The following is a 24777-nucleotide window of genomic DNA, read 5'->3' on the forward strand; positions in this document are numbered from 1 at the left end:
CTTGGAAGAACAGTTTCAACTAACCGCAACACCTCAGCCCAAATCACAACTTAGTGCTTCCTGGCAAGCACCATCCAACATTGCGTTAGTCAAGTATTGGGGCAAGCATGGCATGCAGTTGCCTGCAAATCCGTCGATTAGTTTTACACTCAATGATTGCCGTACGATCACTACCATGACCGCTACTCAATCTGAAAAACACGGTTTTGAAGTCTTGTTAGACGGCACATCAAAGCCTTCTTTTGCGCCAAAAATCGAAGCTTATTTCGAGCGTATTGAGGCCTACTCGCCATGGATCAAAAACTATCATTTCAAGATAGAGACCAGCAACACGTTCCCGCACAGCAGCGGTATCGCTAGTAGTGCGAGCAGTATGGCTGCGATGTCGTCGTGTATTGTTGCCATGGAAAGTGACTTAACCGGTACAGCCATTGACAAGAAGAAAGCCAGTTTTTTGGCACGTTTGGGCTCTGGAAGCGCTTGTAGAAGTCTTGAAGGTAAACTGGTCGTTTGGGGTAATCATGAAGATACCGCAGGCAGTTCAGATCTATACGGTATTGACGTGAGCGAGAAGCTTCATCCTATTTTTCAGGATTTTCAAGACACCATCTTGTTAGTGGACAAAGGCGAGAAAACAGTAAGTTCTACAGTAGGTCATGAGCTTATGAACGGGCACGCTTTCGCGAAAGCGAGATTCCAACAAGCCCATTCCAACTTATCAAAAATCAAGGAGTATTTATTCAACGGCGACCTGGAAGGATTCATTAAAATCACCGAAAGTGAAGCACTCACACTGCACTCCATGATGATGACGTCTCATCCCTATTTTATCCTCATGAAGCCCAACACGCTGTCGATCATCGAGGAGATCTGGAAATTTAGATCCAGTACAAATACTTCCGTGTGTTTCACGCTGGACGCTGGTGCAAACGTACACATGCTGTATCCTGCGGCGCATAAGCAAGCTGTTGAAGAATTGATTAAGAGTAAATTAGCGCAGTATTGTCAAAATGAACATTATATTTGTGATTATATAGGCAACGGCGCCAGCGCTGTTTAGACCATATTTTATGAAAGGACCATTATTCTATTCAAAGATTCTTCTTTTTGGCGAGTACGGCATCATCAAGGATTCCAAAGGACTTTCCATTCCCTACAATTTTTACAAAGGAGCGCTTAAAATCGCCGAAACACCGGACGAAAAGGCTCTAGCATCCAACGCTAGCCTTGCCAGACTTGCAGACCATATTGAACAACTGGTAGAGAACGACATGGACTTTCCAGCGTTTGATATCAAGTCCATGAGAGCAGATGTGGATGCAGGTATGTACTTTGACAGTAGCATACCACAAGGTTATGGTGTAGGAAGTAGTGGTGCTCTTGTAGCGTCTATTTATGACAAGTATGCGATCAATAAAATCACGGTTTTAGAAAACCTAACGCGTGAAAAATTATTGATCCTGAAAGATATTTTTGGCAAGATTGAGAGTTTTTTCCACGGGAAAAGTTCTGGCTTGGATCCATTAAACAGTTATTTGAGCCTTCCTATTCTTATAAATAGTAAGGAAGATATTGAACCTGCTGGCATACCATCGCAACTTGCTACCGGTAATGGAGCGGTCTTCTTATTGGACTCTGGAGTTGTGGGAGAAACGGCGCCTATGGTCAACATTTTTATGGAAAACATGAAGAAAGAAGGTTTCCGTAAGATGTTAAAGGAGCAATTTGTAAAATACACCGATTCTTGTGTGGAGGATTTCTTGAGTGGCGATGTGAAAGGACTTTTTGGCAATGTCAAAAAACTTTCTGGAACCGTACTGGACAATTTCAAGCCTATGATTCCTGCACAATTCCACGAGCTATGGAAAAAAGGATTAGACACTGGTGATTACTATTTAAAACTATGTGGATCTGGTGGTGGTGGTTACATCCTCGGTTTTACTGAAGATTTGCCCAAAGCACAAAAAGCATTAAAGGATTATAAACTGGAAGTAGTTTATAATTTCTAAAATCAGCAACATTGATATAATCTAACTCCGATTCTTTTAAGACTCGGAGTTTTTTTGCTACAGAGTTCCATATAACTAAACAATCCATTTTTTGCGAATGTTACTTCCAGAACTTCCACCAAGGTTTGTTTTGAATTGTTCTCTCTTGAATCTCAAGTTGATTTTTCATTTCCAAATCTCCATTTAGTTTCAAAAATTCGCGGAAACTTCCACCGGTCAATTTCCTATTGGTCACATTTAAAGAAAACTTCTCCCATTGCCTATTCGGATTGGTCGGGTCAAACGATAACCCACTTAAAACTTCATTTTGAAAAAGTAAATCCTTGAAACCGTCCCATGAAATTCGTTCACTTTTCCAAATCTCTCCGCTTTTATTGTCCAAAATTTGAACTGCTGTAGAGTCAACGCAAATCAAACTGCCGTTTTCGGTTTGAAACACATCAGTTATATCTAGACCAAAGGTTAGAAGAGGTTTTGAAAATTCTGGATTCATGACATAACCTAAGCCACCAGAAAGTACTACAACTATGTTCTTTTCAGGGAAATCATAAACCTCATTTAGATTACTCCAACCTGGTTGAAAATTTGCTACCCAATCTGTCCCATCTTTTTTATAGAACCTAACTACAAAACCTTCTTGATAGAAAGGTTCTCCATTTTGTGTTACCGGAATATACATTGGTCCGTATGCAGGAAGTGATTGTAATATTTCATAACTGATCTTCACATTCAATTTTCAGAATCTTTAAAATTTACAGTCAATTTATATCATAAATATTTAATTCAGATCATTAAGAACTTGCTATTCTTATATGAGGAACAACTTTGACAGTATTATTTGAGTATCTCATATATTGCTGAAAAATCAGCTCTCAATTCAATTTACCTCTATCTTGAAATACCTAACTTTGATTCATGCCAGCAACACAAACGATGACTAAAAACAGATCCAGCACGCGGATTCTTACCGTCAAGGTATTGAGCTTGTTTTCTAGCGTTCGCTTGTATAACATAGGTCTGATAGCTATCGCGCAGCTGTTTGCCACTATTTTCATCATCGCGCCAGATACACCAGTATTAGAAATTTTAAGCGACTACAGGTTGTGGCTCATCATAATCGCATCTGCTGCCGCGATCGCTGGTGGTTATATCATCAATAACTTTTACGACCGAGAGAAGGACTTGATCAATAGGCCTCAAAAAACGCTTTTGGAAAATCAGGTAAAACAGTCCACTTTATGGACCGTTTACTTCACACTCAATGGCGCGGCGTTTGTGATGGGAATGATCGTTTCCTGGCGCGCCGGGCTTTTTTATGCGCTCTATATTACTGCCATGTGGTTGTATTCACACAAGATCAAGAAAGTACTTTTTGTAGGGAACTTGATGGCCGCAGCACTGGCTGTGAGTCCGTTTTTTGTATTGTTCATGTACTATAAAAATTTCTATCCAGTCATTTTGGTTCATGGGTTGTTTCTCTTTCTCATCATAGGTATGCGCGAATTGATCAAGGATCTGGAAAACCTGCGCGGCGATCTGGCCCAAAATTACCAGACTTTGCCTGTGGTACTGGGCGAGCGTGCCTCAAAGAAGTTCTACACGGTGCTCACCGTCATTACCATTGTTCCCATAGCGGCGCTCATATTGAGATTTGAAACCGGTTACATGAATTATTATTTTGCGTTTATTACGGGTGCTTTGCTCGTTTGTTTACCGCTATTATGGTCCTCACGACGCAAGCGCGAGTATTTACTTATTCATTTCATTCTCAAAGTGATTATTGTAGCTGGCGTCTTTTCCATTTTACTGATTGATTTACCAGCCATTGTCAATAGAATACAAACCTTTTTATGAATCTTTCTACCATCAAAGTAGCTCTCGCACAAATAGCTCCGGTCTGGCTGGATCATGCTGCCACACTGCACAAAGTTTTGGAAACCCTAAAGGAAGCCAAAACAAATGGTGCTGAGCTGGTGGTTTTCGGTGAGGCACTATTGCCGGGTTATCCGTTCTGGCTGGCCTTAACAGATGGCGCTGCCTGGAACAAAAGCGTGGTGAAGGAACTGCACAGACATTATGCGCTCAATGCGGTGGACATCGACCGTGGAGATTTGGAGGATGTTTGCGCTTTCGCGAAAGCGAACCGAATAGCAATCTATCTAGGAATCATTGAACGTCCTAGCGATCGCGGCGGTCATTCCCTGTACGCGAGCCTGGTTTACATTGACCAAAACGGCGTAATCCAAAGCGTACATCGCAAACTACAGCCCACCTATGACGAGCGACTTACCTGGTCGCCTGGTGATGGTAATGGACTGGTAACACACAAACTCGAGGACTTTACGGTAAGTGGCCTGAACTGCTGGGAAAACTGGATGCCTTTACCTCGAGCTGCCATGTATGCGCAAGGTACCAATCTGCATGTGGCAGCCTGGCCTGGCAGCGATCACAACACAAAGGACATCACGAGATTTATCGCACGAGAAGGAAGAACGTATGTGTTGTCGGTTTCCTGCATGATGTTCAAAGAAGATTTTCCTGCTGGCACTCCGCATCTGGAAGAAATTCTGGCAAATGCACCAGCCGTACTGGCTAATGGTGGCAGTTGCATCGCAGGTCCAGATGGCGAATGGATCATCGAGCCGCAAATAGGCAAGGAAGAAGTACTTTATGCCACGCTAGATCTAAATCGGGTGTTTGAAGAACGACAGAGTTTTGACGCTGCCGGCCATTATTCCAGACCTGATGTCACACAGTTAAACGTCAATAGAGAGCGACAAACAACGGTGAAGTTTAAGGATTGATATCCTGATGCGTTGATATAGTGATCGAAATAGTTGCGTTTTGAAGTTCTAAAATGGAAGTACGAAAGGAATCACAAGGACATCTCCTACTATTCTCTCCACTTTCCTTCTATTTATTTTAGGATCAGCATATTCATTTAAAATTTCTTTTGAACCTTGCATTTATCAAAAAGTTATCTTTGCAAAAAATTACAGTGATGAGCAGAGGCAATGAAGGATCTAGTGGTAAAGGCAGTGGCCGTCAAGGCGGCAAGTCTGGATCCAGTAGTAAAGGCGGAAACAGAAGAAATGCTGGTTCTCAGGACCATAAAAGCAACACCTCAGGTCGTGGTGGAGCATCCACAAAAAATACACGCGGTGGTAAAAACCAGGTGATAGGTACTTCCAGATCTGGAAATCCAGTAACCAAAAAGGAATACATCAATCGCAAGAAGAAAGAGAACTCTACCAGCAAAAAGAGCTCAGCAACTGGAATAAGATTGAATAAATATATAGCGAACAGTGGTCTTTGCAGCCGTCGCGATGCTGATATCTACATCGCTGCAGGAAGCGTAACCGTAAACGACAAGCCGGTAACCGAAATGGGTTTCCGAGTGCAGCCATCTGACGAGGTGAAATTTGACGGCCGTTCTATAGAGCCTAAAAGAAAAGAATACTTCCTACTCAATAAACCTAAAGGCTTTATCACACCTAGAACCGGAGAAAAGCAAAGCAAAACCGTGATGGATTTGATGGCAACGGCCTCATCCAGCAGGTTGCACTATATAGGACGACTAGGCAGAAAATCATTAGGACTCATGATATTTACCAACGATCTAGAGATCGCAAATATCATGAACAATCCTAAAAAGCGCTTGCGCAAAATTTATCATGTCGCTCTGGACCGCAGCTTCAAGCATGAAGACCTCATGAAAATACGCAACGGTGTCACCATCGAGGGCGAAGAAATTAAAGTCGAGGACATAAATTATGTGGAAGGCGGCAAGAACAACGAGATAGGTATCGAGGTGCACAGCGGCAAGGACAACATCGTACAACGTATCTTTGACAGTGTAGGCTATGAAGTGGTGACTCTGGATCGTGTCGTTATAGGTGGCCTGACTAAAAAAGACTTGCCTCGTGGTCACTATAGATTACTAAGCAAACAAGAGATTATCAACCTTAAAATGCTCGCATAATTTAATATTTGTATAACATAGAAGTTGCGAGCAAATAAGATATTAGCCTTTTAAATTACATTTAAAACAACCTATTGAATACTAAGTACATCGATCTCATTGATCAGACCTACCACTTTCCTACGGAAGAGTTTGACATCAAAGAAAAGCAACTGCACTTCCACGGTATTGACCTCATGAAACTGGTCCAGGAATATGGCAGCCCATTGAAGTTCACGTATCTACCTAAAATTTCAGAGAACATCAACCGTGCAAAAGGATGGTTTGAATCCGCTTTCGCGAAAGCGGACTATCAAGCAAAATATCGTTACTGCTATTGCACTAAGAGTTCCCATTTTAAGTACGTGCTGGATGAGGCGCTCAAAAATGATATCCATGTCGAGACCAGTAGTGCTTTTGATATTAATATTGTAAAGAGCCTTAGAGAAAGTGGTAAGATCACCAAGGATACTTTTGTGATTTGCAACGGCTTCAAACGTGATTTGTACATAGAGAATATCGCTAGCCTGATTGATTCTGGACAGCACAATTGTATTCCTGTAATTGACAATCATGAAGAGTTGCCATTACTTCAACAAGCGACGGAAAAGAAATTCAAAGTAGGAATACGCATTGCCAGTGAGGAAGAGCCAAAATTTGAATTCTACACCAGTAGATTGGGAATAGGCTATAAAAACATCAATGCATTTTACAAAAACCAGATTGAAGGTAACGATCAAGTAGAGCTCAAAATGCTTCACTTTTTTATCAATACCGGTATACGCGACACGGCTTATTACTGGAACGAACTTCACAAGTGTTTGAAGGTTTACATAGGTCTTAAAAAAATATGTCCATCTCTGGACAGCTTGAATATAGGTGGTGGTTTCCCTATCAAAAACAGTCTAGCTTTTGATTTTGATTATGAATACATGATTGAAGAGATCGTGAGCCAGATCAAAATCGTTTGTGACGATGCAGAAGTGCCAGTTCCAGATCTTTTCACAGAATTTGGATCTTTTACCGTTGGAGAAAGCGGTGGCGCGATCTACAAGATTCTACACCAAAAGCAGCAAAACGACCGTGAGAAATGGAGCATGATCAACAGCTCTTTTATCACCACATTACCAGATTCTTGGGCGATAAGCAAACGCTTTATTTTGTTGCCTCTTAACCGCTGGAATGATGAATATGAACGCGTCCTTTTAGGAGGGTTGACTTGCGATAGTGATGACTACTACAACAGTGAGCAAAACGTCAATGCCATTTACCTACCTAAATATCACAAGGACAAACCTACTTACATAGGCTTTTTCAACACAGGTGCATACCAGGAAACCATAGGCGGTTATGGAGGTATTCAGCACTGTTTGATACCAGCGCCTAAGCATGTTTTGATCGATAGAGATGAGAATGGCGAGATCGTGACAGAGTTGTTTAGAGACCAGCAAACCTCTGAACAGATGCTTGAAATTTTGGGATACTAAATCCTCAAGTCATATTTATTATATTTAAACCTTTGACATTAAATAATTTATCATGAGTACATCTAACTATGCCGGCATCGAGGATCAATATGCTGGATTGGATAACGCATCCATAGTTTTGATCCCTGTTCCCTATGATGGAACCAGTACCTGGCAAAAAGGAGCCGATAAAGGTCCAGATGCTTTTCTCGACGCGAGTCGCAACATGGAATTATATGACATTGAAACAGATACTGAAGTGTATCAACACGGTATTTATCTGGCAGATCCAGTTTCAGAGAACTCTTCTCCAGAAAAAATGGTGGATGCCGTTCATGCCGCAACCAAAAAATACATCAAGAGAAATAAGTTCGTAACGCTTTTTGGTGGCGAGCATTCCATCTCCATAGGTAGCATTCGCGCCTTTAACGAGATGTTTGAAAACTTGAGCGTACTGCAGATCGATGCTCACGCAGATCTGCGTAAAACCTATGATGGCAGCAGCTGCAACCACGCATGTGCTGTATATGAAGCCAGCCAAAATACAAATCTTGTTCAAGTAGGTATACGCAGTATGGACAGCATTGAGCTAGGCATCAATGATGAAGAAAAAATATTCTATGCGCATGAAATGGTGCAGGATGATTACTGGTCAGAAAAAGCAACTGAAGCGTTGACTGAAAACGTTTTTATCACCATCGATCTTGACGGTTTTGATCCATCCATTTGCCCGTCTACCGGTACACCAGAACCTGGAGGTTTGTTTTGGTACGAGACCCTAGACTTTTTGAGAGGCGTCTTTGAAGAAAAGAACGTCGTAGGTTTTGACATCGTAGAATTATGTCCTAATCCTAATGAGAAGTCGTCAGATTTTCTTGCGGCAAAATTGTACTACAAGATGCTGAGCTACAAATTCAAAGACATCGCACTAGAAGGTGAAGAAGGCTATGATGCAGACAAAGGTTTTGCAAAAGCCGGACTTAAGAAAATGAAAAATATCAACGAGGACTAGATCCTCAAAAACACATCCATGAGTAAACCAATTACTGATTTCATAGAAAAATATTTCCTACACTTTAATGGCGCTGCGTTAGTAGATGCTGCAAAAGGATATGAGGACCAACTCAACAATGGCTCAAAAATGCTGGTATCACTAGCTGGTGCCATGAGTACTGCCGAAATAGGGAAGATTTTTGCCGAAATCATTCGCCAAGAAAAAGTACACATTGTATCCTGTACTGGTGCCAACCTTGAGGAAGATTTGATGAATCTTGTAGCGCACTCGCACTACAAACGCGTGCCTAACTATCGTGATTTGACCCCTCAAGATGAATGGGATTTATTGGAAAAAGGATTGAATCGAGTAACAGACACCTGTATTCCAGAAGAAGAAGCCTTTAGAAGACTGCAAGAACATATCGTCAAGATCTGGAAAGATGCCGAAGCCAAAGGCGAGCGCTATTTCCCACACGAGTACATGTACAAGTTGTTGTTGAGCGGCGTGCTGGAAGAATACTATGAAATCCCAATCGAAAATTCATGGATGTATGCGGCCGCCAAGGCCAATTTACCTATTGTCGTACCAGGTTGGGAAGACAGTACTATGGGAAACATTTTTGCTAGCTATGTTCTTAAAGGCGAGCTCAAGGCAAGTACGGTGAAAAGCGGTATTGAATACATGACCTATCTCGCAGACTGGTACACGGACAATAGCGAGAACGGTATAGGATTTTTCCAAATAGGTGGTGGTATCGCAGGTGACTTCCCTATTTGTGTGGTGCCTATGTTGTATCAGGACATGGAGCGCACGGACACGCCATTCTGGAGCTATTTCTGTCAAATTTCTGACTCTACGACCAGTTATGGAAGTTATTCTGGTGCCGTTCCCAATGAAAAAATCACATGGGGAAAATTGGACATCGATACTCCTAAATTTATCGTGGAGAGTGATGCCACCATCGTGGCACCATTGATCTTTGCCTATTTATTGGAAATGTAGATGGTAGTATAAGTTCGCTTTCGCGAAAGCGAAAACAAAACCATCTATCATCAATTAAAAAACATCATGAAAAATATACTGACACTTTTTGCTATCGCACTCGTACTTACCAGTTGTGGTTCCAAAAAAGACACTAATAAGGTAAGCAGAGATTTCAACATTGAGATCCTATCAATTTACAACAACGAGGTCAAATTGAAATGTACCCAAGGCTGTAAATGGACAGAATTAGCGTTTGAATTAAATAATAATGAGTCTCTAGGAATTGACGCGTACGGTATCACAGATCCCATCAACACGCTAGCAGATCTAAGCGACGACCTACCCGATTTTAAATTCACCATGGTCAAAACGGACAATGGCCTAACTCTTGAACGTATACGTGATACAGGCTGGAACAAACTATCGTTTGCCTGCTACCGCGAGTGCAATAAAAGAATCAACTATGAAGGTACTGAAGACTGATGCACATCGCTCAAGCAGCAACTAGAACTAAAACAACCTGTATGTTTCAAATCCTACAGGTTTTTTTGTGCCTATTAATTAACAGCTTCTAGGTATCCTAAAAACGGCATCTACAGTACCTTTACAACCATTAATTCATATGACAATGAGCACCGTAAATATTGATAAAATTGACAATTTAACCCTTGAATTTCTCAAGTTGGAAGACTATGAGCAATTGAGGCACGCGATGATTGACTCTTATACCAATCTGCCAGATTCCATCTGGAGTAGAGAACAAATAAAGGCCTTGACCAACAAGTTTCCCGAAGGCCAGGTCGTCTTAAAAGTCAATGAAGAAATCGTGGCTTGTGCCTTGTCCATTGTCGTGAAGTACGAGGATTTTAAAGGCAATTACACCTATGAACAAGTAACGGGCAACTACAAGTTTACCACGCATGATGATGAAGGTGATGTGCTTTATGGTATTGAGGTGTTCATCAAACCGCAGTTCCGTGGGATGCGATTGGGTCGTCGATTGTATGATTATCGCAAGGAATTGTGTGAGAATATGAACTTGCGAGGAATCGCTTTTGGCGGTAGGATTCCAGGCTATCACAATTATGCCAAGGAGTTGACACCTAAACAATACATTGAGAAGGTGCGCATGAAGGAGATCAATGATCCTGTATTGAACTTTCAGCTGAGTAATGACTTTCACGTTTCCAGAGTTTTAAAAAACTATCTGGATGAGGACGCCGCTTCAAAACAATACGCTGTTTTACTAGAATGGGATAATATTTATTATACCGCACCACTTAAGGCCGACGATACTAAAACCGTTAAAAGTACCGTGCGTCTCGGTTTGATACAGTGGCAAATGCGACCCTATTCTGGTATTGAGGAATTGATGCAACAGGTAGAATATTTTGTGGATAGCCTTGCTGCCTATAGATCTGATTTTGCGTTGTTCCCAGAGTATTTTAATGCTCCGCTTATGGCTGCCTATAATGATCATAGCGTGAGCGATGCTATACGTGAACTGGCAAAATACACAGCTATGATTAGAGATAAATTCTCTGACCTAGCCATTAAATACAACATCAATATCATCACAGGCTCCATGCCTGAAATTATCGATGGGCACCTATATAATATTGGGAATTTGTGCCATCGTGATGGTCGAGTGGAACAATATGAAAAGATCCATGTCACTCCGGACGAGCAAAAAGTTTGGGGATTGAGCAACGGTAGCAAGATCCAAACCTTTGATACAGACTGCGGTAAAATAGGAATTCTTATTTGTTATGACAGTGAGTTCCCAGAACTAAGTCGCATCATGGCGCAAGATGGCATGCAAATTCTCTTTGTTCCTTTCTTGACAGATACCCAAAATGCTTATGCACGCGTGCGATTGTGTTGCCAGGCTCGAGCGGTAGAGAATGAGTGTTATGTGGCGATTGCTGGAAGCGTTGGTAATTTACCTGCGGTAGAGAATATGGATATTTCTTATGCCCAAAGCGCGGTATTCACACCATGTGATTTTGCGTTCCCATCCAATGGTGTCAAAGCAGAAACCACTCCTAATACAGAGATGATCCTAGTTGCAGATGTAGACATGGATTTACTTAAAGAACTGCACCACAACGGCGCAGTGAAAAACCTCAAGGATAGACGTAAGGATCTATATGAGGTAGTAAAGAAGTAGATTTCGAAGGAAGTTAAAGATTTTCAGTATATTTAAATATGAGAAAGAAAATTGAAAATACGGGTGCGATACTCATTACATTACTGATGATGGCCACCGCTGCGATAAAATATAACGGCTGGGAACTGGTAGGTGGAATATTCATTGCTATTTGCTTAGGTACCGCCTTGATTGGGTTCGGAAGCTTTACTTCTAAATGAATGGTTTTTAAAAGTCAATTTTCATTAATCTAGAATCCTACTATAGTTCATTTGCTAACAAACAACTCCTTCTAGACGGTGTCTGGAAGGAGTTATTTGTTTTGGCGATTAATCTGACCAGAGATAGGTTTAGAAAATTTAGAATGAATAATATTGCCAAACCTTAGAGTGAATTTTAAATTGATTTTCGTGAAAAATTGGTGTCTATTTTTGGTTGTGACCTGTTTTGTTTCAACAGCACAAGTTTATGAAACAGATCTTGTTATCGGCTTGGTAAATGGCGATGAGCTTTATGGAAGGGCTGAAATACCTAAAAAAACGAATCAACCCATAATCTTAAAACAATCAGATTTTGATTCACCACTGGTCTTGCAACCGCATGAAATTGAATATATTATCCTTGATATTTTAGTCACTGCAAAAAGTAATTTTTTCTTTCCAGAAAATCCAAAAGATGAAGAGGAGAGACTTTATTTAGTAAGTTATAATTTGGGAACAGAAGAGAGGCCAGAATGGGTGTATGTTCAGGAAATTATTTCTGGCGATCTGTCCTATTATGGCTATCACATTACCGCTAAAGAAAAGTCCGAATATATTAATTCTGTTGGTGGAATGGGCGCTGGGTCATACCCAGTTCCAATCGGATCGAGATATACTTTTGATATCGGTAGATATTTCTATAAAACTTATGATGGCACCATTTACAGAGAAAAAGGTTCCAAAGCCTCATTTTTAAGCAAAAATGCAGATGTTTTGATGTCTGACTGTATGGATTTGGTAAAATCCATTCGCGAAAAAAAACGATTTGAAGAAGGTGACGTTGATCAGTTCATTTACAAATATAATCAAGGCTGTTACTAGAGAGATTTAGGCTAGTTAAGCATTAGCTCTTTATTTCGCTTTCGCGAAAGCAACTCAAACACCAACATCCCAACAACACATAAATATTCCACCGCAATCCACCACAAATTTTCCTGATAGGTTGCGTTTGAATAGGCCGAATAACTGACGAAAACCATAAAACTCCAGACAATCATGTACCTATATCTCGTAAAAACCGAAAACAAAAGTGGTATCGTCAAATACCATGGATGAACCGTCGTGGACAGCAGCAGATAAATCGTGAACGAGAAAAGAATACTACCCAGCAAGATTTCTGGAAACTGATTCTTCCTCAATGCGGCCATCAAAATAACAGTAGCCAACGTAATTAACGGTAAAATCTTCCCGACCGTTCCTATAATGTTATAACCGGTGACTTCATAGCCTATGGCTCGAATAACGTAGTAAATACTAGCATTAAATTCAAAGCTATTGAACCATAACCCTACACTAGATCCATATTTTTCAAACAATTCTGCAGATAGAAATGGTGCAAAGCCAGCAATAACAACGATCGCCAGGATACCGAAAAATAAAAAAAGCTTACGCCACTTCAAGGACTTCAGCAGCAACGGGAAAATGATAACCGGCAATAGTTTTAAAAGTACTCCTAAACCCAAATAAATAGGACTCTTGATTCTATCGTAACAGATGAAATGATAGACTCCAATGAGCATTAAACAGGCCATGACGCCTTCCCAATGAAGGTTGCCCGTCAATTCAATCAGAATAAATGGATTGAGGTAATAGAGTAAGATCAGCTGTTCTGGTTTGCCTAGAATACGAAGTAATTTGACACCGTATAAAAAGATCAAAACCTCTGCAATAATAATAAAAACTCGCATCCAGACCACCGTCATAACAATGCTGTTGCCTCCTAAGAAAGCGGCTGAAGCAAAAAATAGCTGGTTGAATGGTGGATAATTGGTATAGTGTCCACTGGACAGTTCGCCCATGGAGGCATGCAGCAAATCTGCATTGGGTATGAAGTCTACACCAGTTGCGAGGAGCTCATCGGGCAGATATAGGTATGGATTATAGCCATTAAGTAGCATGTGCCCATCCCAAATGAATCTGAAAAAATCCTGCGACAAATTGGGTGTATCCCATAAGAAAACCAATCGCAAGGCCACACCTACCAACAACCAGGCTAGAATATGTGGCTTAGCTTGTGTTTTGAAAGAAAGCCATTCTGGAAATAACTGTAACTCCTTTTTACGGGAATAGTCAGCGATCCAGTAAAAGCCTAGGAATAAAACAAACAGTCCTGAATAAAGGAGAAGATTGTCGAGAAACTGCTTTCGCGAAAGCGAACTAAAAATAGCATAGCCAAAAAAGCTGAGGATGAGTAGGATCCCAAAGCCATTTTGCAGCCGCGTCTTCATTTACTGCTTGTCTGTTAAACTGGAGAAAAACACGAACCCAAACCCAATGACGAGCATGAGATGAAATGGAAACAGCCCGAAATCGCCACCTTGATCGCCCACAATAAATGCAGAGTACAGCCCAAACATGAAATACAGCATGAGTAGGCCTTCTATGATCACGTTGGGACTTACTTTTTTACGCAGGTATTTGTTGGTCTTCCAGTTGCTGCCTACCGCGGCCAGATTGAATTTAGGGGTGCGTACAAATTCACTGCGCTTGCCCAGATGGCCTTCTATCACGGCAATGGAATTGTGTAACGAGAAGCCCATCGCAATGCTGAAAAACGTGAAAAACATACCGATGTACGTGACAAAATTCTTGAAACCGCCGCCATAGATATTGCGGTACATGAACCAGTAGCAAATGAAAAAGATGATGGTACTAATCACAAAAAAGCTCATCACGATAAAGTAGATCCTCAAATGTTCATACTCGTTCTTGATGTACAACATTGGAATGCTTAAAATGGCAACTATGAGAACATTCAAGAACATCGTGCTGTTGAGCAGGTGCAGGATCCCGTGAAATTTAGTCTTGAAGGAAAGGTTTTTACTGGACAGCACTTTCCTGAACATTTTTTGAAAATTCTCTGCGCCGCCTTTATTCCATCTAAATTGCTGTGAACGCGCTGCACTTATCACCATGGGCAATTCGGCTGGAGTGGTGACGTCTTCTAGATAAACGAATTTCCAGTTCTTGAGTTGCGCACGGTAACTTAAATCCAGATCTTCGGTAAGCGTGTCGCCTTGCCAGTTTCCTGCATCAAAAATGGTTTGTTTGCGCCATATGCCAGCCGTACCATTAAAGTTGATAAAATGACCTTTAGAATTGCGACCTACCTGTTCTAGAGTAAAGTGAGCGTCCAGGGCAAACGCCTGGACTTGGGTCAAGATGCTGTAATCTCTATTGAGGTGCGACCATCGCGTTTGTACAACACCAACTTTAGGATTCTTGAAATGGCCAATGGTTTTGAGTAGCCAGTCTGCCTCTGGTAAAAAATCGGCATCAAAGATGGCGATAAAATCACCTTTGGCGATTTTGAGTCCTTCTTTGAGTGCGCCTGCTTTGTAACTGGTACGATTCTCACGTTGTATGTGACTAACATCAAAACCTAGCTCTTGAAGCTTTTTGACTTTTAAGGCCGTAATCTCAACCGATTCATCTGTACTATCATCCAGTACCTGAATCTCTAATTTGTCTTTGGGATACTCTAGAAAAGCCATGTTATCCAGTAAGCGTTCCATGACGTATAATTCATTAAAAACGGGTAGCTGGATAGTGACGTATGGAAGATCGTCTGTCTGTTGAACAGAAACGGTGGCTTGTTTGTTTTTCTTTTGCGCCTTGAGATAGTTGATCAACAAATTGAGCTGCGAAAAAGAATAGAACAAGATCATGAGCAATGATGCCGAATATATCACGATGCAAATCCACTCCAAGATCATTTCTTAAGGCCGTATTTGAAGATCCATGTTAAAATTTTAACACCTGCAAAGATAGCACCTTTGACCGTTCCAGACACCTTGGAAACGCCTATTCTATTGCGATACCGCACGGGAATCTCTACATAAGAATAGTTTTTTTTCAGCGCTTTCAATTGCATCTCTACCGTCCATCCATAGGTTTCATCTTCCATGTTTAAGGCTACCAACTTGTCATATTTAATCGCCCTAAAAGGACCCAAGTCTGTAAATCTTGAATTAAAAAACAGCTTCATCAATGTGGTGGCGAGCCAGTTTCCAAAAATTTGTGGGAACGTCATCGATCCGGCTTCTCTAAGTTTTTTATTACGGGCACCGATGACCAAGTCCATATTGGATTCTATGATAGGCGCTACCAGTTCTGTAAGTTGTTCTGGATAATCGCTGTAGTCACCATCTAAAAATACGATGATGTCTGGCTTATTTTTCTTCTGGGCCACGTACTCCAGACCCTTGAGACAGGCAAAACCGTAGCCACGTCTGGATTCTTTTAAAACGGTGGCACCAGCTTGGGATGCATTGGCCTCTGTGGCATCAGTAGAATTATTGCTCACGACGATGACCTCATCTACCATTGCAGGAATATCTGCAAGGACAAGACCGATGGAGTCTGCCTCGTTAAAGGCAGGAATGATAACATTGATTATCGTATTGGGATGCGGCAATAGCTGTTTTTTAAATTACAAATAAGAACAGTCCAAATTCAAACAGGAAATCGAAAAAGTAGGTCTCACTTGCTGTTGCAAATCTATGGCAAACCTATAGAAAACAGGCTTTGATAACCGGCTAATAGGAAGAATGTCCTGCTAACTGGGAACTATTTTAAAATAGTTAGGCGAATGTTGGATAGCCTATGAATGAGTTCGCTTTCGCGAAAGCGAACTAAAAAAATCCTTAATTGAAACGAGTCCTTCTATCATTAGGATCTGACCCACCAAACTTAGAGAATTTATAAGTGAAGCTGAGCATGAAATATTGTTCCAAAACCAAACTACTAGTATCTTGTACAAAATCTTGAGTCGCGACACGGCGAGTTGCAATGACCTGATCTAAAATATCATAAGCCTTCAACTTAACAATGGCTCTATCTTTTGCAAATTTGTAACCTAAACTGCCTATAAGGACGAAGCTATCGTTATCAAATTCATCAGAAACATTTCCAAACCTATTGTACTCACCACGAAGGCCTAACGTTACATTTTCTGGCCATAGCGTCAATAAATCAATATTGACATTATGATTAGTAAATTCTTGATCTTCAATACTTCCAATATCAAAAGATGTTGAGTTTGCACTTAAATTGTAGTCAAGCTCAATCTCAAAAATATCTCGTATGGAATATTCGAAAGAAACTCTAGGTGAAAAACCAAAGGTCTCACTTGTGAATCGCTGACCGTTAGTAAAAGAGACGTTTCTATCATAGTTTCCATTAAGACCTACACTACCTCCTATTTCACGCTTGTCCTTACGCCAAGTTTTACTATAATTCCCGTAGAGATAACCATTACGATTACCATTTACATTAACGTAAGTTGTAGTACGGATGAGGTCTTCGTCCGTTGTTGTTATAGCAGTTACAGCATCTTGATTGAAATCAAGGTTTCCACCACCATAAAATCCTTCTCCTATTTCCCAATTATAATTACTAGCATTCAACCGGATCGAGTGTCGAACCGAGGCATCTAAATCTGGATTACCAACCACAAGATTAAGTGGATTGGTTCGATTGACTACTGGTTGTAACTGGCGCACGCTAGGGACGTTTACGCTATTATTATAATTCATATTGATTCGACCGAACTTTCCAAGTTTCTTACGTAACTCGGCTCGTAGAAAAACATTGCCAAAGTCTTTATCAAAGCTTACGGCTTGTAAAACATCTTCACTCTTAAGAGTCTGAAAAATATAACCTGTTTGTAACTCTATCCTGTAGTCGCCCTTTTCATATTGAACTCCTACCTCTGGTCTTTGCTGGATGCTGTTCACATCAAAATCATTACTTAAGGTAGCATTGAAGTTTCGGTTATCAGTCGCTTCATCAATGTCAAAAACACTACGTTCGCTTTTCTGGCTTCGATACTGATAATTGTATTCTACTGAAGCTCGCCAATTACTATCTAGTGCCTGTCTATATCTAGGACTAAACCTAAATTCTGTATTGCGATTGTTCTGATTAATTAATTGGTTCTGGACTTCAGTTGTTGTGGTATTGTTGTTAAAGGTGTTACGCACTGAATTAAATCTATCATTTGACTCATCTTTATCATCAGATACAGTTGCAAAGAAACTTATGAAACTACCTTTGGTTTTTAATCTACGGCTTGCGTAGATATTAGCTTCTATATTCTGACTATCTGATTCAGAACGACTGGTGCTATTTAAGTTGTTAATCAAGTTACCACTATCATCAATAGACTCAGAAAACCTATCTGAAAAACTAGAATTAGTTGAGGTGTTACCACTTGGCCTGAAGGTGATTGAGGTTAAAGTGTCTGGTTTGATCTGCACACGCCCGCCATATCTGTGATTCTCTCCTACCGTGTTGCTAGAGTTGCTGGAGTTTGTTGAAAATGTTCTGTCTGGAAGAAATGTAGTTCTTCTAGTTTCAGTTGCTGACCTGTTATCCGAATTTCCATAAAAATAATTAATATCTGCCTCGACCGTTTCACCAAATTCATCGCTCACATTTAATCCAGCGGAACGACTGCTTGTAATTCCAGAGTTGCTACCAAAGTTCAAACCATTAATCCCAAAGCTTCCATTAGAATTTGTACTTACAGAATATGCAGCATTTCCTATAGCATCATAAATCTCGTCAAATGAAAATCCAGGTGAATTGATATTATTGCTACTACCTAAAACACTTACTCGCAAATCGTCTTTGAAATAGTTAGCTATTCCACTCATCGAGTAACGGTCATCTGTACCACCACCTACGGTCAACCTAGAAAACCAACCCTTGTTTTTATCTTCATCAATCGTGATGTTGATCTCGCTGGCATTATCATCTCCATCATCGCCTGACTGTCTTTGAGCATCTGTCTTTGACTCTGTTACCTGAATTTTATCAATAATTTCCTTCGGTAAATTTTTAAGGGCAACTTGCGGGTCATCTCCAAAAAACTCTTTACCATTGACAAGAATCTTAGTAACCGATTTACCATTAACGGTAATATTACCGTCCTTATCTAATTCAACTCCTGGTAACTCCTTAATGACATCTTCAAGCGTTGCATCTGCTCTTGTATTAAAGGACTTTGCATTAAATTCAAGAGTATCCTTCTTAAGTGTAATCGGTGCCTTTCTAGCAGTAACGACAACGTCGCCCAGCGATTCTATGTCGTTGCTAAGCAAAATAGTTCCCATATCGATCTGTCTACCTTTACTCAAATCGATAACCTTAGCGATCTCCTGATAGCCTTGGAAAGAGGTGTAAAAGTTTAAAAGTTCGTAATTAGTGTTCCCTGTCAGGTTGAACTTCCCATCAATATCTGTGATGGAATACGTGATTAAAGTAGAGTCCTCAACTGATTCTAGGAAAACGGTGGCGCTTAATAGTTTTTGTCTCGTAAGTGAATCGGCAATAGATCCTGTTATTTCAAATTGCTGTGCGAACGTTAATGCGCTTAAAAGCAAAAACGCTGTGGTAGATAAAATTCTTTTCATTAGTCTGTATAGTTCATTCCTTCAACGTGTAGGAAATGCAATTATTACTTCTTCCTCATATACACACTTACGGGAACACCATGAAAATCAAAGTTTTCACGCAATTTGTTTTCTAGGAAACGCTTATAAGGTTCGCGTACGTACTGCGGTAAATTACAGAAGAAGGCAAACTGTGGCTGTGGTGTAGGCAGCTGTGTTATGAATTTGATCTTTACAAACTTCCCTTTAAGTGATGGTGGTGGCGTATTTTCTATAATAGGCAACAACACCTCATTAAGCTTACTGGTTTTGATCTTCTTGCTTCGGTTTTTGTATACCTCAACAGCTGTTTCAATAGCCTTAAAAATACGTTGCTTGTTCAATACCGATATGAAAACGATAGGCACATCTGTAAAAGGTTCCATCTCTTGACGTATGCGTTTTTCATAATCACGCACGCTATTCGTTTCCTTTTCTACAAGGTCCCATTTGTTGACCAGGATGACGATACCTTTTCGGTTGCGCTCTGCCAACCAAAAGATATTCTGTACCTGTCCGTCAAAACCTCTTGTAGCATCTAGTACCACCATACAAACATCACAGTGTTCAATGGCACGCACGCTGCGCATCACGCTATAGAATTCTAGGTCTTCCTTGACTTTTTTCTTACGACGTATTCCAGCCGTATCTACCAGGTTGAATTCAAAACCAAATCTGTTGTACTTTGTATCAATAGAGTCTCTTGTCGTACCGGCAATGTCAGTGACGATATATCTATTCTCGCCTATTAGAGCATTGATAAAGGAAGATTTACCTGCATTAGGACGTCCTACAACGGCAAATCGTGGCAGGTTCTCTTCTACTTCTTCTCTAGGCTCTGGCAGGTTTTCTACAACAGCATCCAGCAAATCACCAGTACCGCTACCACTTATACTTGAGATCGAATAATAATCACCCAATCCCAAATTATAAAATTCATAAGCCTCTTGTTCCCTAGAAGGGTTGTCCACTTTATTGACGACCAGCAGCACAGGTTTTTTGACTTTACGTAGTAACTGCGCCACATCTTCATCCTCGCGTGTGATACCATCTGCGGCATCCACCATGAATAGAATAACATCTGCCTCATCAATAGCAAGTTCTACCTGCTTGTCGATTTCCTCTTCAAAAACATCCTCGCTACCTATGGCATAACCACCGGTATCAATAACCGAAAAATCACGACCGTTCCAGTCGCTTTTCCCATAATGACGATCCCTTGTGACACCACTAACCGCATCTGTGATAGCCTCACGACGCTTGATCAATCTATTAAAAAGGGTGCTTTTACCAGTGTTGGGCCTACCAACAATTGCTACAATACTCATAATCCTGCTTTTGCAGCTGCAAAGGTAATTTTTTTAAAGTGCGCAACGGCTGCAATTAACGATAGAATGCGTGGACTCTTACAGCCTATTTATTCAGGATCAAGATTGTTTTTGAGTTCGCTTTCGCGAAAGCGAAACTTATCTAACACCACTGCTACTTCTCACGGTCGATTACATAATCCACCATCGTGAGCAAGGATTGCTTGTATTCTGATTCTGGATAGGTATTGAGTATGTCCAAAGCGCGCTGTTTGTAGTCGTACATTGCTTTGACGGCATAATCCAAACCACCGGCATCCTTCACAAACTGGATCACTTCTTTAACCCGTTTTTTATCACGATTATGTCGCTTTACAGAGTTTATGAGCCACTTTTTATCCTTTTTGGAAGCATTGTTGAGCGTATAGATGAGCGGCAAGGTCATTTTTTGCTCCTTGATATCAATCCCAGTAGGTTTCCCTATGCGCTGGTTGCCATAATCAAAGAGGTCGTCTTTGATTTGAAAGGCCACACCTATAAGTTCACCAAATTTGCGCATCTTCTCAACACTAGGGCTATCAGGCGATACTGCGCAGGCGCCTAAGCTACAACAGGCGGCAATGAGCGTGGCTGTCTTTTTAGTGATGATGTCGTAGTAAACCTCTTCCGTAATGTCCAGTCTTCGGGCTTTTTCTATTTGCAACAATTCACCTTCACTCATCTCACGCACTGCGACGCTAATGATTTGCAACAAATCAAAATCCTTGTTATCAATACTTAGAAGCAAGCCTTTAGATAGCAGATAATCACCCACTAGAACGGCTATTTTATTCTTCCACAAAGAGTTGACTGAGAAGAATCCGCGTCTCTTGAGGCTGTCATCCACCACATCATCATGTACTAGGGTTGCCGTGTGAATCAACTCGATTACCGCGGCACCACGATAGGTGCGGTCGTTGACCTGACCGTTGCCTACCATTTTGGCCGTTAGGAACACAAACATAGGACGCATTTGCTTGCCCTTGCGGTTAACGATAAAGTAGGTAATACGATTGAGCAACGGTATGCGTGACGCCATCGATAAGCGGAATTTCTCTTCAAAGAGTTCCATCTCATAGGCGATAGGCTGCTTGATCTGTTCTACGATCTTCATGTTTCAAAGATAGGCGTCATTGATTTAGAAATCGAATGCTTAGCTATTTTTGCACACTTAGAAATTGTAGAAATACACTGGCAATTGTTAACCGTGATATTGCCTGACGACCCGTTTAGAAAGATGCTTTTGAATGTAAAAGGTATTCGCTTTCGCGAAAGCGAAATAAATTTTCTAGGAAGATTTGTTAGCCAATTGACCGCAAGCTGCATCGATATCCTTACCACGACTGCGGCGTATGTTGACCACGATGCGATTCTTCTCTAACTCGTGCTCATACATATCAATAGCCTTGGTAGCGGCCTGCTCAAATCGCGCGTCGTCTATACTGTTGTATTCTATAATATTGACCTTGCAGGGAATGACTTTACAAAATTCTACAAGCGCCTGGACATCTTCCATTTGATCATTGATCCCTTTCCATACGACGTATTCATAGGTGACTCTGGTGCCGGTTTTCTCATACCAGTATTTGAGGGCTTCTTTGATATCATCTAGTGGGAATTGCTCATTGAAGGGCATGATCTTAACACGTTTCTCATCAATGGCGCTGTGCAGTGAAAGAGCGAGGTTGAACTTGGGACGATCGTCTGCCAGTTTCTTAATCATTTTAGGAACACCACTGGTAGAAAGTGTGATACGTTTAGGCGACATACCTAGCCCGTCATCACCTGTGATCTTATCAATGGACCTAATGACATTCTTATAATTCATGAGCGGCTCGCCCATTCCCATGAATACAATGTTAGACAAGGGACGATTATAATAGGCACGGCTCTGCTGGTCGATTGCCACTACCTGGTCATAAATCTCGTCTGGATTGAGGTTGCGCATGCGTTTTAAACGTGCCGTGGCACAAAACTCGCAATTCAAACTGCATCCTACCTGCGAGGAAACACAAGCCGTGGTTCTCGTAGGCGTTGGGATCATAACAGATTCCACCGTTAAACCATCGTGCAGTTTTACGGCATTTTTTATAGTACCATCGCTACTGCGCTGCATGTCGTCAACCCTAATATGGTTGATCACAAAATGTTGATCAAGGAACGCTCTGGTAGATTTTGAGATATTGGTCATGTCATCAAAATCATGTGCGCCTTTTTTCCATAACCACTCATAGATCTGATTACCTCTAAAAGCTTTCTCACCACGATCCACAAAATATTGGCGCAATTGTTCTAGGTCCAGAGACCTGATATCGATTTTATTTGTTTGAGTTTGTTCCATAAAAAACGCGTCGCAAAATTAAGAAATCTCGCGACGCACTTAAGGTTTTAAAGAGCTTATTGCTTGATAATCTTTTTAGTGACGGTTTGACCGTTTGCGGTAAGCTTGATGAAATATAAACCATTTGCCGCGCTAGATAAATCCAATGTGTTGTTAGAAAGTCCTGCAGCAGACTCCACAATCAATTGACCATTCAAGTTGAATACTTGATAGGCTACCTGTTGATCGCTGTCTATGTTGAATATGCCGCTGGATGGATTGGGGTAAATTCTGATGCTTGGTTGAATTAAAACTTCTTGATTCGATAGTAAGTTTGATGCAAAAGACCCTTCAAATTTTTGACTACCAGTATTCAATGGATCCAACCAATCTCTTAGTCGAGTAGAAGCAGTTCCTCCGCTATCCCAACTTACATCAAATCGACCATACCAATCTTCAGCATTGTTGTCAAACCGACCACTACATTGTGCTCCTCCACCAGCTAATTGCCCAATTATCAAATTTTCCTCACTTAATAAAAAACTACCCGAAGACCCACCTTCTGTCACTCCATAATCCCAATCTGCTATTCGCCATATTTCAAGATTAATGCCGTCTCTAAATAAAAAAGCTGCGCTCGGTGGCAATTTTTGAGACGTAGGTGCCTGATCGTTACGGCATAGTTTCATGATATCTCCATTAGGATGATGCATTCCTAATTGTTCTGCTGGTATTGAACCAGACCAATCCCAACCAGCATAGTAAAGATTCCAAGTGGATGGTGGAGTTTGATTTAAAAGAAAAAGAGCAAAGTCACTATCGTCATTATTCGCTAATAAACGAGCTCCAGAGATTATTCTTGTCGGCTGATTGGGTCCTAGAGTTGGCGAAAAAGTAGCGCAGTCTGGTGTAGGAGTAAACCATTGAAAACCAAAAGACCAATTGCTAGAATTAAAATTTGAACCAGCTCCATTTGTTGTATCTAGACAATGGTTTGCAGTCAAGAAATAAGGTGTGTTGTTATTTGCTGTATTAGCGATCATGGAACCGGTACATACGAACAAATTGCCATTACGAGGAATTAATATTCTTGCCACAGCATTTAAATGATCCGTTCTAGTTTCTGACCAATCTTTGCTACCATTTGAATTAAAATTAGGGTTACAAAGGACATCCACATTGCATGCTCCAGATTCATTGAGCTTTGAATTAAAGCCATTAGAACTTTCAAACAAGTCAAAGAAACCATGGGTAATTGAATCAATACTAATTCGACCTAGACCTCTAACGCGAGCAGGCTCAAAATATTCAATCCAAAGATTATCTCCTTCAATCACCCAACTCCCAAGTATACCATCATCTTGGTTTTCACTACTTGTATATGGACCTATATGATCAGTTTTATCATCATTATATAGATAAAGCTCAGCACCTTCAGGAACGTTAAAAAGATCAAAATTTGCTCTTGTAAAATAAGACCCGACTGATTTGACATTCAATCTCCAAATGCGATCTCCGTTTTCTAAATTGGTCCATGTGCCTGAATTGTATAAATCAAAGGCTACTGAAATATCTTGCCCAACTTTTAGAACTTTATCTGACAATCCATTAGGCTTTTGAACATTTTCATTAATCAATCCTTGGATATCAATAGCTGGTAAAATAACTGGGGCAGGTTGTTCAGTTGATTTTTGAATCATCGACCAGCTTCTTGGAGCAACCTCATTAGTCACCTGCGCTGTAGTACAGAAGGCTATGCAGAATAGAAATAAAAACAAAATATGTTTCATGGTAATTATTTTGGGGTGATGGAAATATACGATTTGAAATTAAAAAGCCCTTTATTCAA

21 protein-coding genes are annotated in these 24777 nt (G+C 40.8%); 12 read left to right on the plus strand and 9 right to left on the minus strand.

Features of this window, described 5'->3' with window-relative positions; genetic code table 11:
• Position 1 precedes the first annotated feature (1 nt).
• On the plus strand, positions 2–1060 hold the full coding sequence (locus BST86_RS09590; protein WP_105983060.1) for a diphosphomevalonate decarboxylase: 1059 nt from the start codon (positions 2–4) through the stop codon (positions 1058–1060).
• Between the two features lie 10 nt (positions 1061–1070).
• Positions 1071–2009: a mevalonate kinase family protein gene (locus tag BST86_RS09595; protein WP_105983061.1), complete on the plus strand. Its 939-nt coding sequence runs from the start codon at positions 1071–1073 to the stop codon at positions 2007–2009.
• Between the two features lie 100 nt (positions 2010–2109).
• Here BST86_RS09595 and BST86_RS09600 read toward each other — a convergent pair whose 3' ends face one another.
• Positions 2110–2736 (minus strand): hypothetical protein, encoded by a 627-nt coding sequence (locus BST86_RS09600; RefSeq protein ID WP_146126750.1) that lies wholly within the window; start codon positions 2734–2736, stop codon positions 2110–2112.
• Positions 2737–2924: 188 nt separating this feature from the next.
• On the opposite strand from BST86_RS09600, the gene BST86_RS09605 reads away from it, so the two are divergent.
• The 10 genes from BST86_RS09605 to BST86_RS09645 all read left to right on the plus strand — a co-directional run bounded on the left by BST86_RS09605 (position 2925) and on the right by BST86_RS09645 (position 12648).
• Complete coding sequence (locus tag BST86_RS09605; RefSeq protein ID WP_082438498.1) at positions 2925–3863, plus strand: geranylgeranylglycerol-phosphate geranylgeranyltransferase; 939 nt, start codon at positions 2925–2927, stop codon at positions 3861–3863.
• Positions 3860–4813 carry a carbon-nitrogen hydrolase family protein gene (locus tag BST86_RS09610; protein WP_105983063.1) on the plus strand — a complete coding sequence of 318 codons (954 nt, stop codon included), beginning with the start codon at positions 3860–3862 and terminating at the stop codon, positions 4811–4813. The genes BST86_RS09605 and BST86_RS09610 overlap by 4 nt, the downstream gene beginning before the upstream one ends.
• Before the next feature lie 197 nt (positions 4814–5010).
• Positions 5011–5991, plus strand: coding sequence for a pseudouridine synthase (locus BST86_RS09615; RefSeq protein ID WP_105983995.1), 981 nt, complete (start codon positions 5011–5013; stop codon positions 5989–5991).
• A gap of 74 nt (positions 5992–6065) precedes the next feature.
• Positions 6066–7457: a type III PLP-dependent enzyme domain-containing protein gene (locus tag BST86_RS09620; protein WP_055411013.1), complete on the plus strand. Its 1392-nt coding sequence runs from the start codon at positions 6066–6068 to the stop codon at positions 7455–7457.
• 52 nt (positions 7458–7509) lie between these two features.
• Positions 7510–8448, plus strand: a complete 939-nt coding sequence (speB, locus tag BST86_RS09625) for an agmatinase (RefSeq protein ID WP_105983064.1) — start codon at positions 7510–7512, stop codon at positions 8446–8448.
• Between the two features lie 18 nt (positions 8449–8466).
• Positions 8467–9435, plus strand: coding sequence for a deoxyhypusine synthase family protein (locus tag BST86_RS09630; protein ID WP_105983065.1), 969 nt, complete (start codon positions 8467–8469; stop codon positions 9433–9435).
• Between the two features lie 66 nt (positions 9436–9501).
• Entirely contained in the window at positions 9502–9900 is a 399-nt protein-coding gene (locus BST86_RS09635; protein WP_105983066.1) for a hypothetical protein, read from the plus strand.
• A 145-nt stretch (positions 9901–10045) separates the two neighbouring features.
• Positions 10046–11587, plus strand: a complete 1542-nt coding sequence (locus tag BST86_RS09640; RefSeq protein ID WP_105983067.1) for a bifunctional GNAT family N-acetyltransferase/carbon-nitrogen hydrolase family protein — start codon at positions 10046–10048, stop codon at positions 11585–11587.
• Positions 11588–11625: 38 nt separating this feature from the next.
• Positions 11626–11787 carry a hypothetical protein gene (locus BST86_RS14905; protein ID WP_172443343.1) on the plus strand — a complete coding sequence of 54 codons (162 nt, stop codon included), beginning with the start codon at positions 11626–11628 and terminating at the stop codon, positions 11785–11787.
• A gap of 189 nt (positions 11788–11976) precedes the next feature.
• Positions 11977–12648 carry a hypothetical protein gene (locus BST86_RS09645; RefSeq protein ID WP_146126751.1) on the plus strand — a complete coding sequence of 224 codons (672 nt, stop codon included), beginning with the start codon at positions 11977–11979 and terminating at the stop codon, positions 12646–12648.
• A gap of 11 nt (positions 12649–12659) precedes the next feature.
• Here BST86_RS09645 and BST86_RS09650 read toward each other — a convergent pair whose 3' ends face one another.
• The 8 genes from BST86_RS09650 to BST86_RS09685 form a co-directional block, all read right to left on the minus strand.
• Positions 12660–14054: an MptA/MptB family glycosyltransferase gene (locus tag BST86_RS09650; RefSeq protein WP_105983069.1), complete on the minus strand. Its 1395-nt coding sequence runs from the start codon at positions 14052–14054 to the stop codon at positions 12660–12662.
• Positions 14055–15542: a cellulose synthase family protein gene (locus BST86_RS09655; protein WP_105983070.1), complete on the minus strand. Its 1488-nt coding sequence runs from the start codon at positions 15540–15542 to the stop codon at positions 14055–14057.
• Positions 15539–16243, minus strand: a complete 705-nt coding sequence (locus tag BST86_RS09660; RefSeq protein WP_105983071.1) for a glycosyltransferase family 2 protein — start codon at positions 16241–16243, stop codon at positions 15539–15541. Before BST86_RS09660 ends, BST86_RS09655 begins: the two co-directional genes overlap by 4 nt.
• Before the next feature lie 229 nt (positions 16244–16472).
• A complete protein-coding gene (locus BST86_RS09665) occupies positions 16473–19244 on the minus strand; it encodes an outer membrane beta-barrel protein (protein ID WP_105983072.1) in 2772 nt (923 codons plus the stop codon).
• A gap of 44 nt (positions 19245–19288) precedes the next feature.
• Positions 19289–20593: a ribosome biogenesis GTPase Der gene (der, locus tag BST86_RS09670; protein WP_055411024.1), complete on the minus strand. Its 1305-nt coding sequence runs from the start codon at positions 20591–20593 to the stop codon at positions 19289–19291.
• A gap of 151 nt (positions 20594–20744) precedes the next feature.
• The gene (locus BST86_RS09675; protein ID WP_105983073.1) at positions 20745–21722 is read right to left on the minus strand and encodes a polyprenyl synthetase family protein; all 978 of its coding nucleotides are present in this window, start codon (positions 21720–21722) and stop codon (positions 20745–20747) included.
• A gap of 174 nt (positions 21723–21896) precedes the next feature.
• Positions 21897–22949 (minus strand): dual-specificity RNA methyltransferase RlmN, encoded by a 1053-nt coding sequence (gene rlmN, locus BST86_RS09680; protein ID WP_105983074.1) that lies wholly within the window; start codon positions 22947–22949, stop codon positions 21897–21899.
• 56 nt (positions 22950–23005) lie between these two features.
• Positions 23006–24718 carry a T9SS type A sorting domain-containing protein gene (locus BST86_RS09685; RefSeq protein ID WP_105983075.1) on the minus strand — a complete coding sequence of 571 codons (1713 nt, stop codon included), beginning with the start codon at positions 24716–24718 and terminating at the stop codon, positions 23006–23008.
• Positions 24719–24777 lie beyond the last annotated feature (59 nt).

The sequence above is a fragment of the Nonlabens agnitus genome (assembly GCF_002994045.1).
In the GTDB taxonomy this organism is placed as follows: Bacteria; Bacteroidota; Bacteroidia; order Flavobacteriales; family Flavobacteriaceae; genus Nonlabens; species Nonlabens agnitus.

Excerpts from the sequence above, each read along its gene's own strand:
- BST86_RS09685 (WP_105983075.1), bottom strand. The coding sequence starts at position 24,718 with ATGAAACATATTTTGTTTTTATTTCTATTCTGCATAGCCTTCTGTACT.
- BST86_RS09640 (WP_105983067.1), top strand. The coding sequence starts at position 10,046 with ATGAGCACCGTAAATATTGATAAAATTGACAATTTAACCCTTGAATTT.
- BST86_RS14905 (WP_172443343.1), top strand. The coding sequence starts at position 11,626 with ATGAGAAAGAAAATTGAAAATACGGGTGCGATACTCATTACATTACTG.
- speB (WP_105983064.1), top strand. The coding sequence starts at position 7,510 with ATGAGTACATCTAACTATGCCGGCATCGAGGATCAATATGCTGGATTG.
- rlmN (WP_105983074.1), bottom strand. The coding sequence starts at position 22,949 with ATGGAACAAACTCAAACAAATAAAATCGATATCAGGTCTCTGGACCTA.
- BST86_RS09615 (WP_105983995.1), top strand. The coding sequence starts at position 5,011 with ATGAGCAGAGGCAATGAAGGATCTAGTGGTAAAGGCAGTGGCCGTCAA.
- BST86_RS09665 (WP_105983072.1), bottom strand. The coding sequence starts at position 19,244 with ATGAAAAGAATTTTATCTACCACAGCGTTTTTGCTTTTAAGCGCATTA.
- BST86_RS09605 (WP_082438498.1), top strand. The coding sequence starts at position 2,925 with ATGCCAGCAACACAAACGATGACTAAAAACAGATCCAGCACGCGGATT.
- BST86_RS09610 (WP_105983063.1), top strand. The coding sequence starts at position 3,860 with ATGAATCTTTCTACCATCAAAGTAGCTCTCGCACAAATAGCTCCGGTC.
- BST86_RS09630 (WP_105983065.1), top strand. The coding sequence starts at position 8,467 with ATGAGTAAACCAATTACTGATTTCATAGAAAAATATTTCCTACACTTT.
- BST86_RS09655 (WP_105983070.1), bottom strand. The coding sequence starts at position 15,542 with ATGATCTTGGAGTGGATTTGCATCGTGATATATTCGGCATCATTGCTC.
- BST86_RS09675 (WP_105983073.1), bottom strand. The coding sequence starts at position 21,722 with ATGAAGATCGTAGAACAGATCAAGCAGCCTATCGCCTATGAGATGGAA.
- BST86_RS09595 (WP_105983061.1), top strand. The coding sequence starts at position 1,071 with ATGAAAGGACCATTATTCTATTCAAAGATTCTTCTTTTTGGCGAGTAC.
- BST86_RS09650 (WP_105983069.1), bottom strand. The coding sequence starts at position 14,054 with ATGAAGACGCGGCTGCAAAATGGCTTTGGGATCCTACTCATCCTCAGC.
- BST86_RS09635 (WP_105983066.1), top strand. The coding sequence starts at position 9,502 with ATGAAAAATATACTGACACTTTTTGCTATCGCACTCGTACTTACCAGT.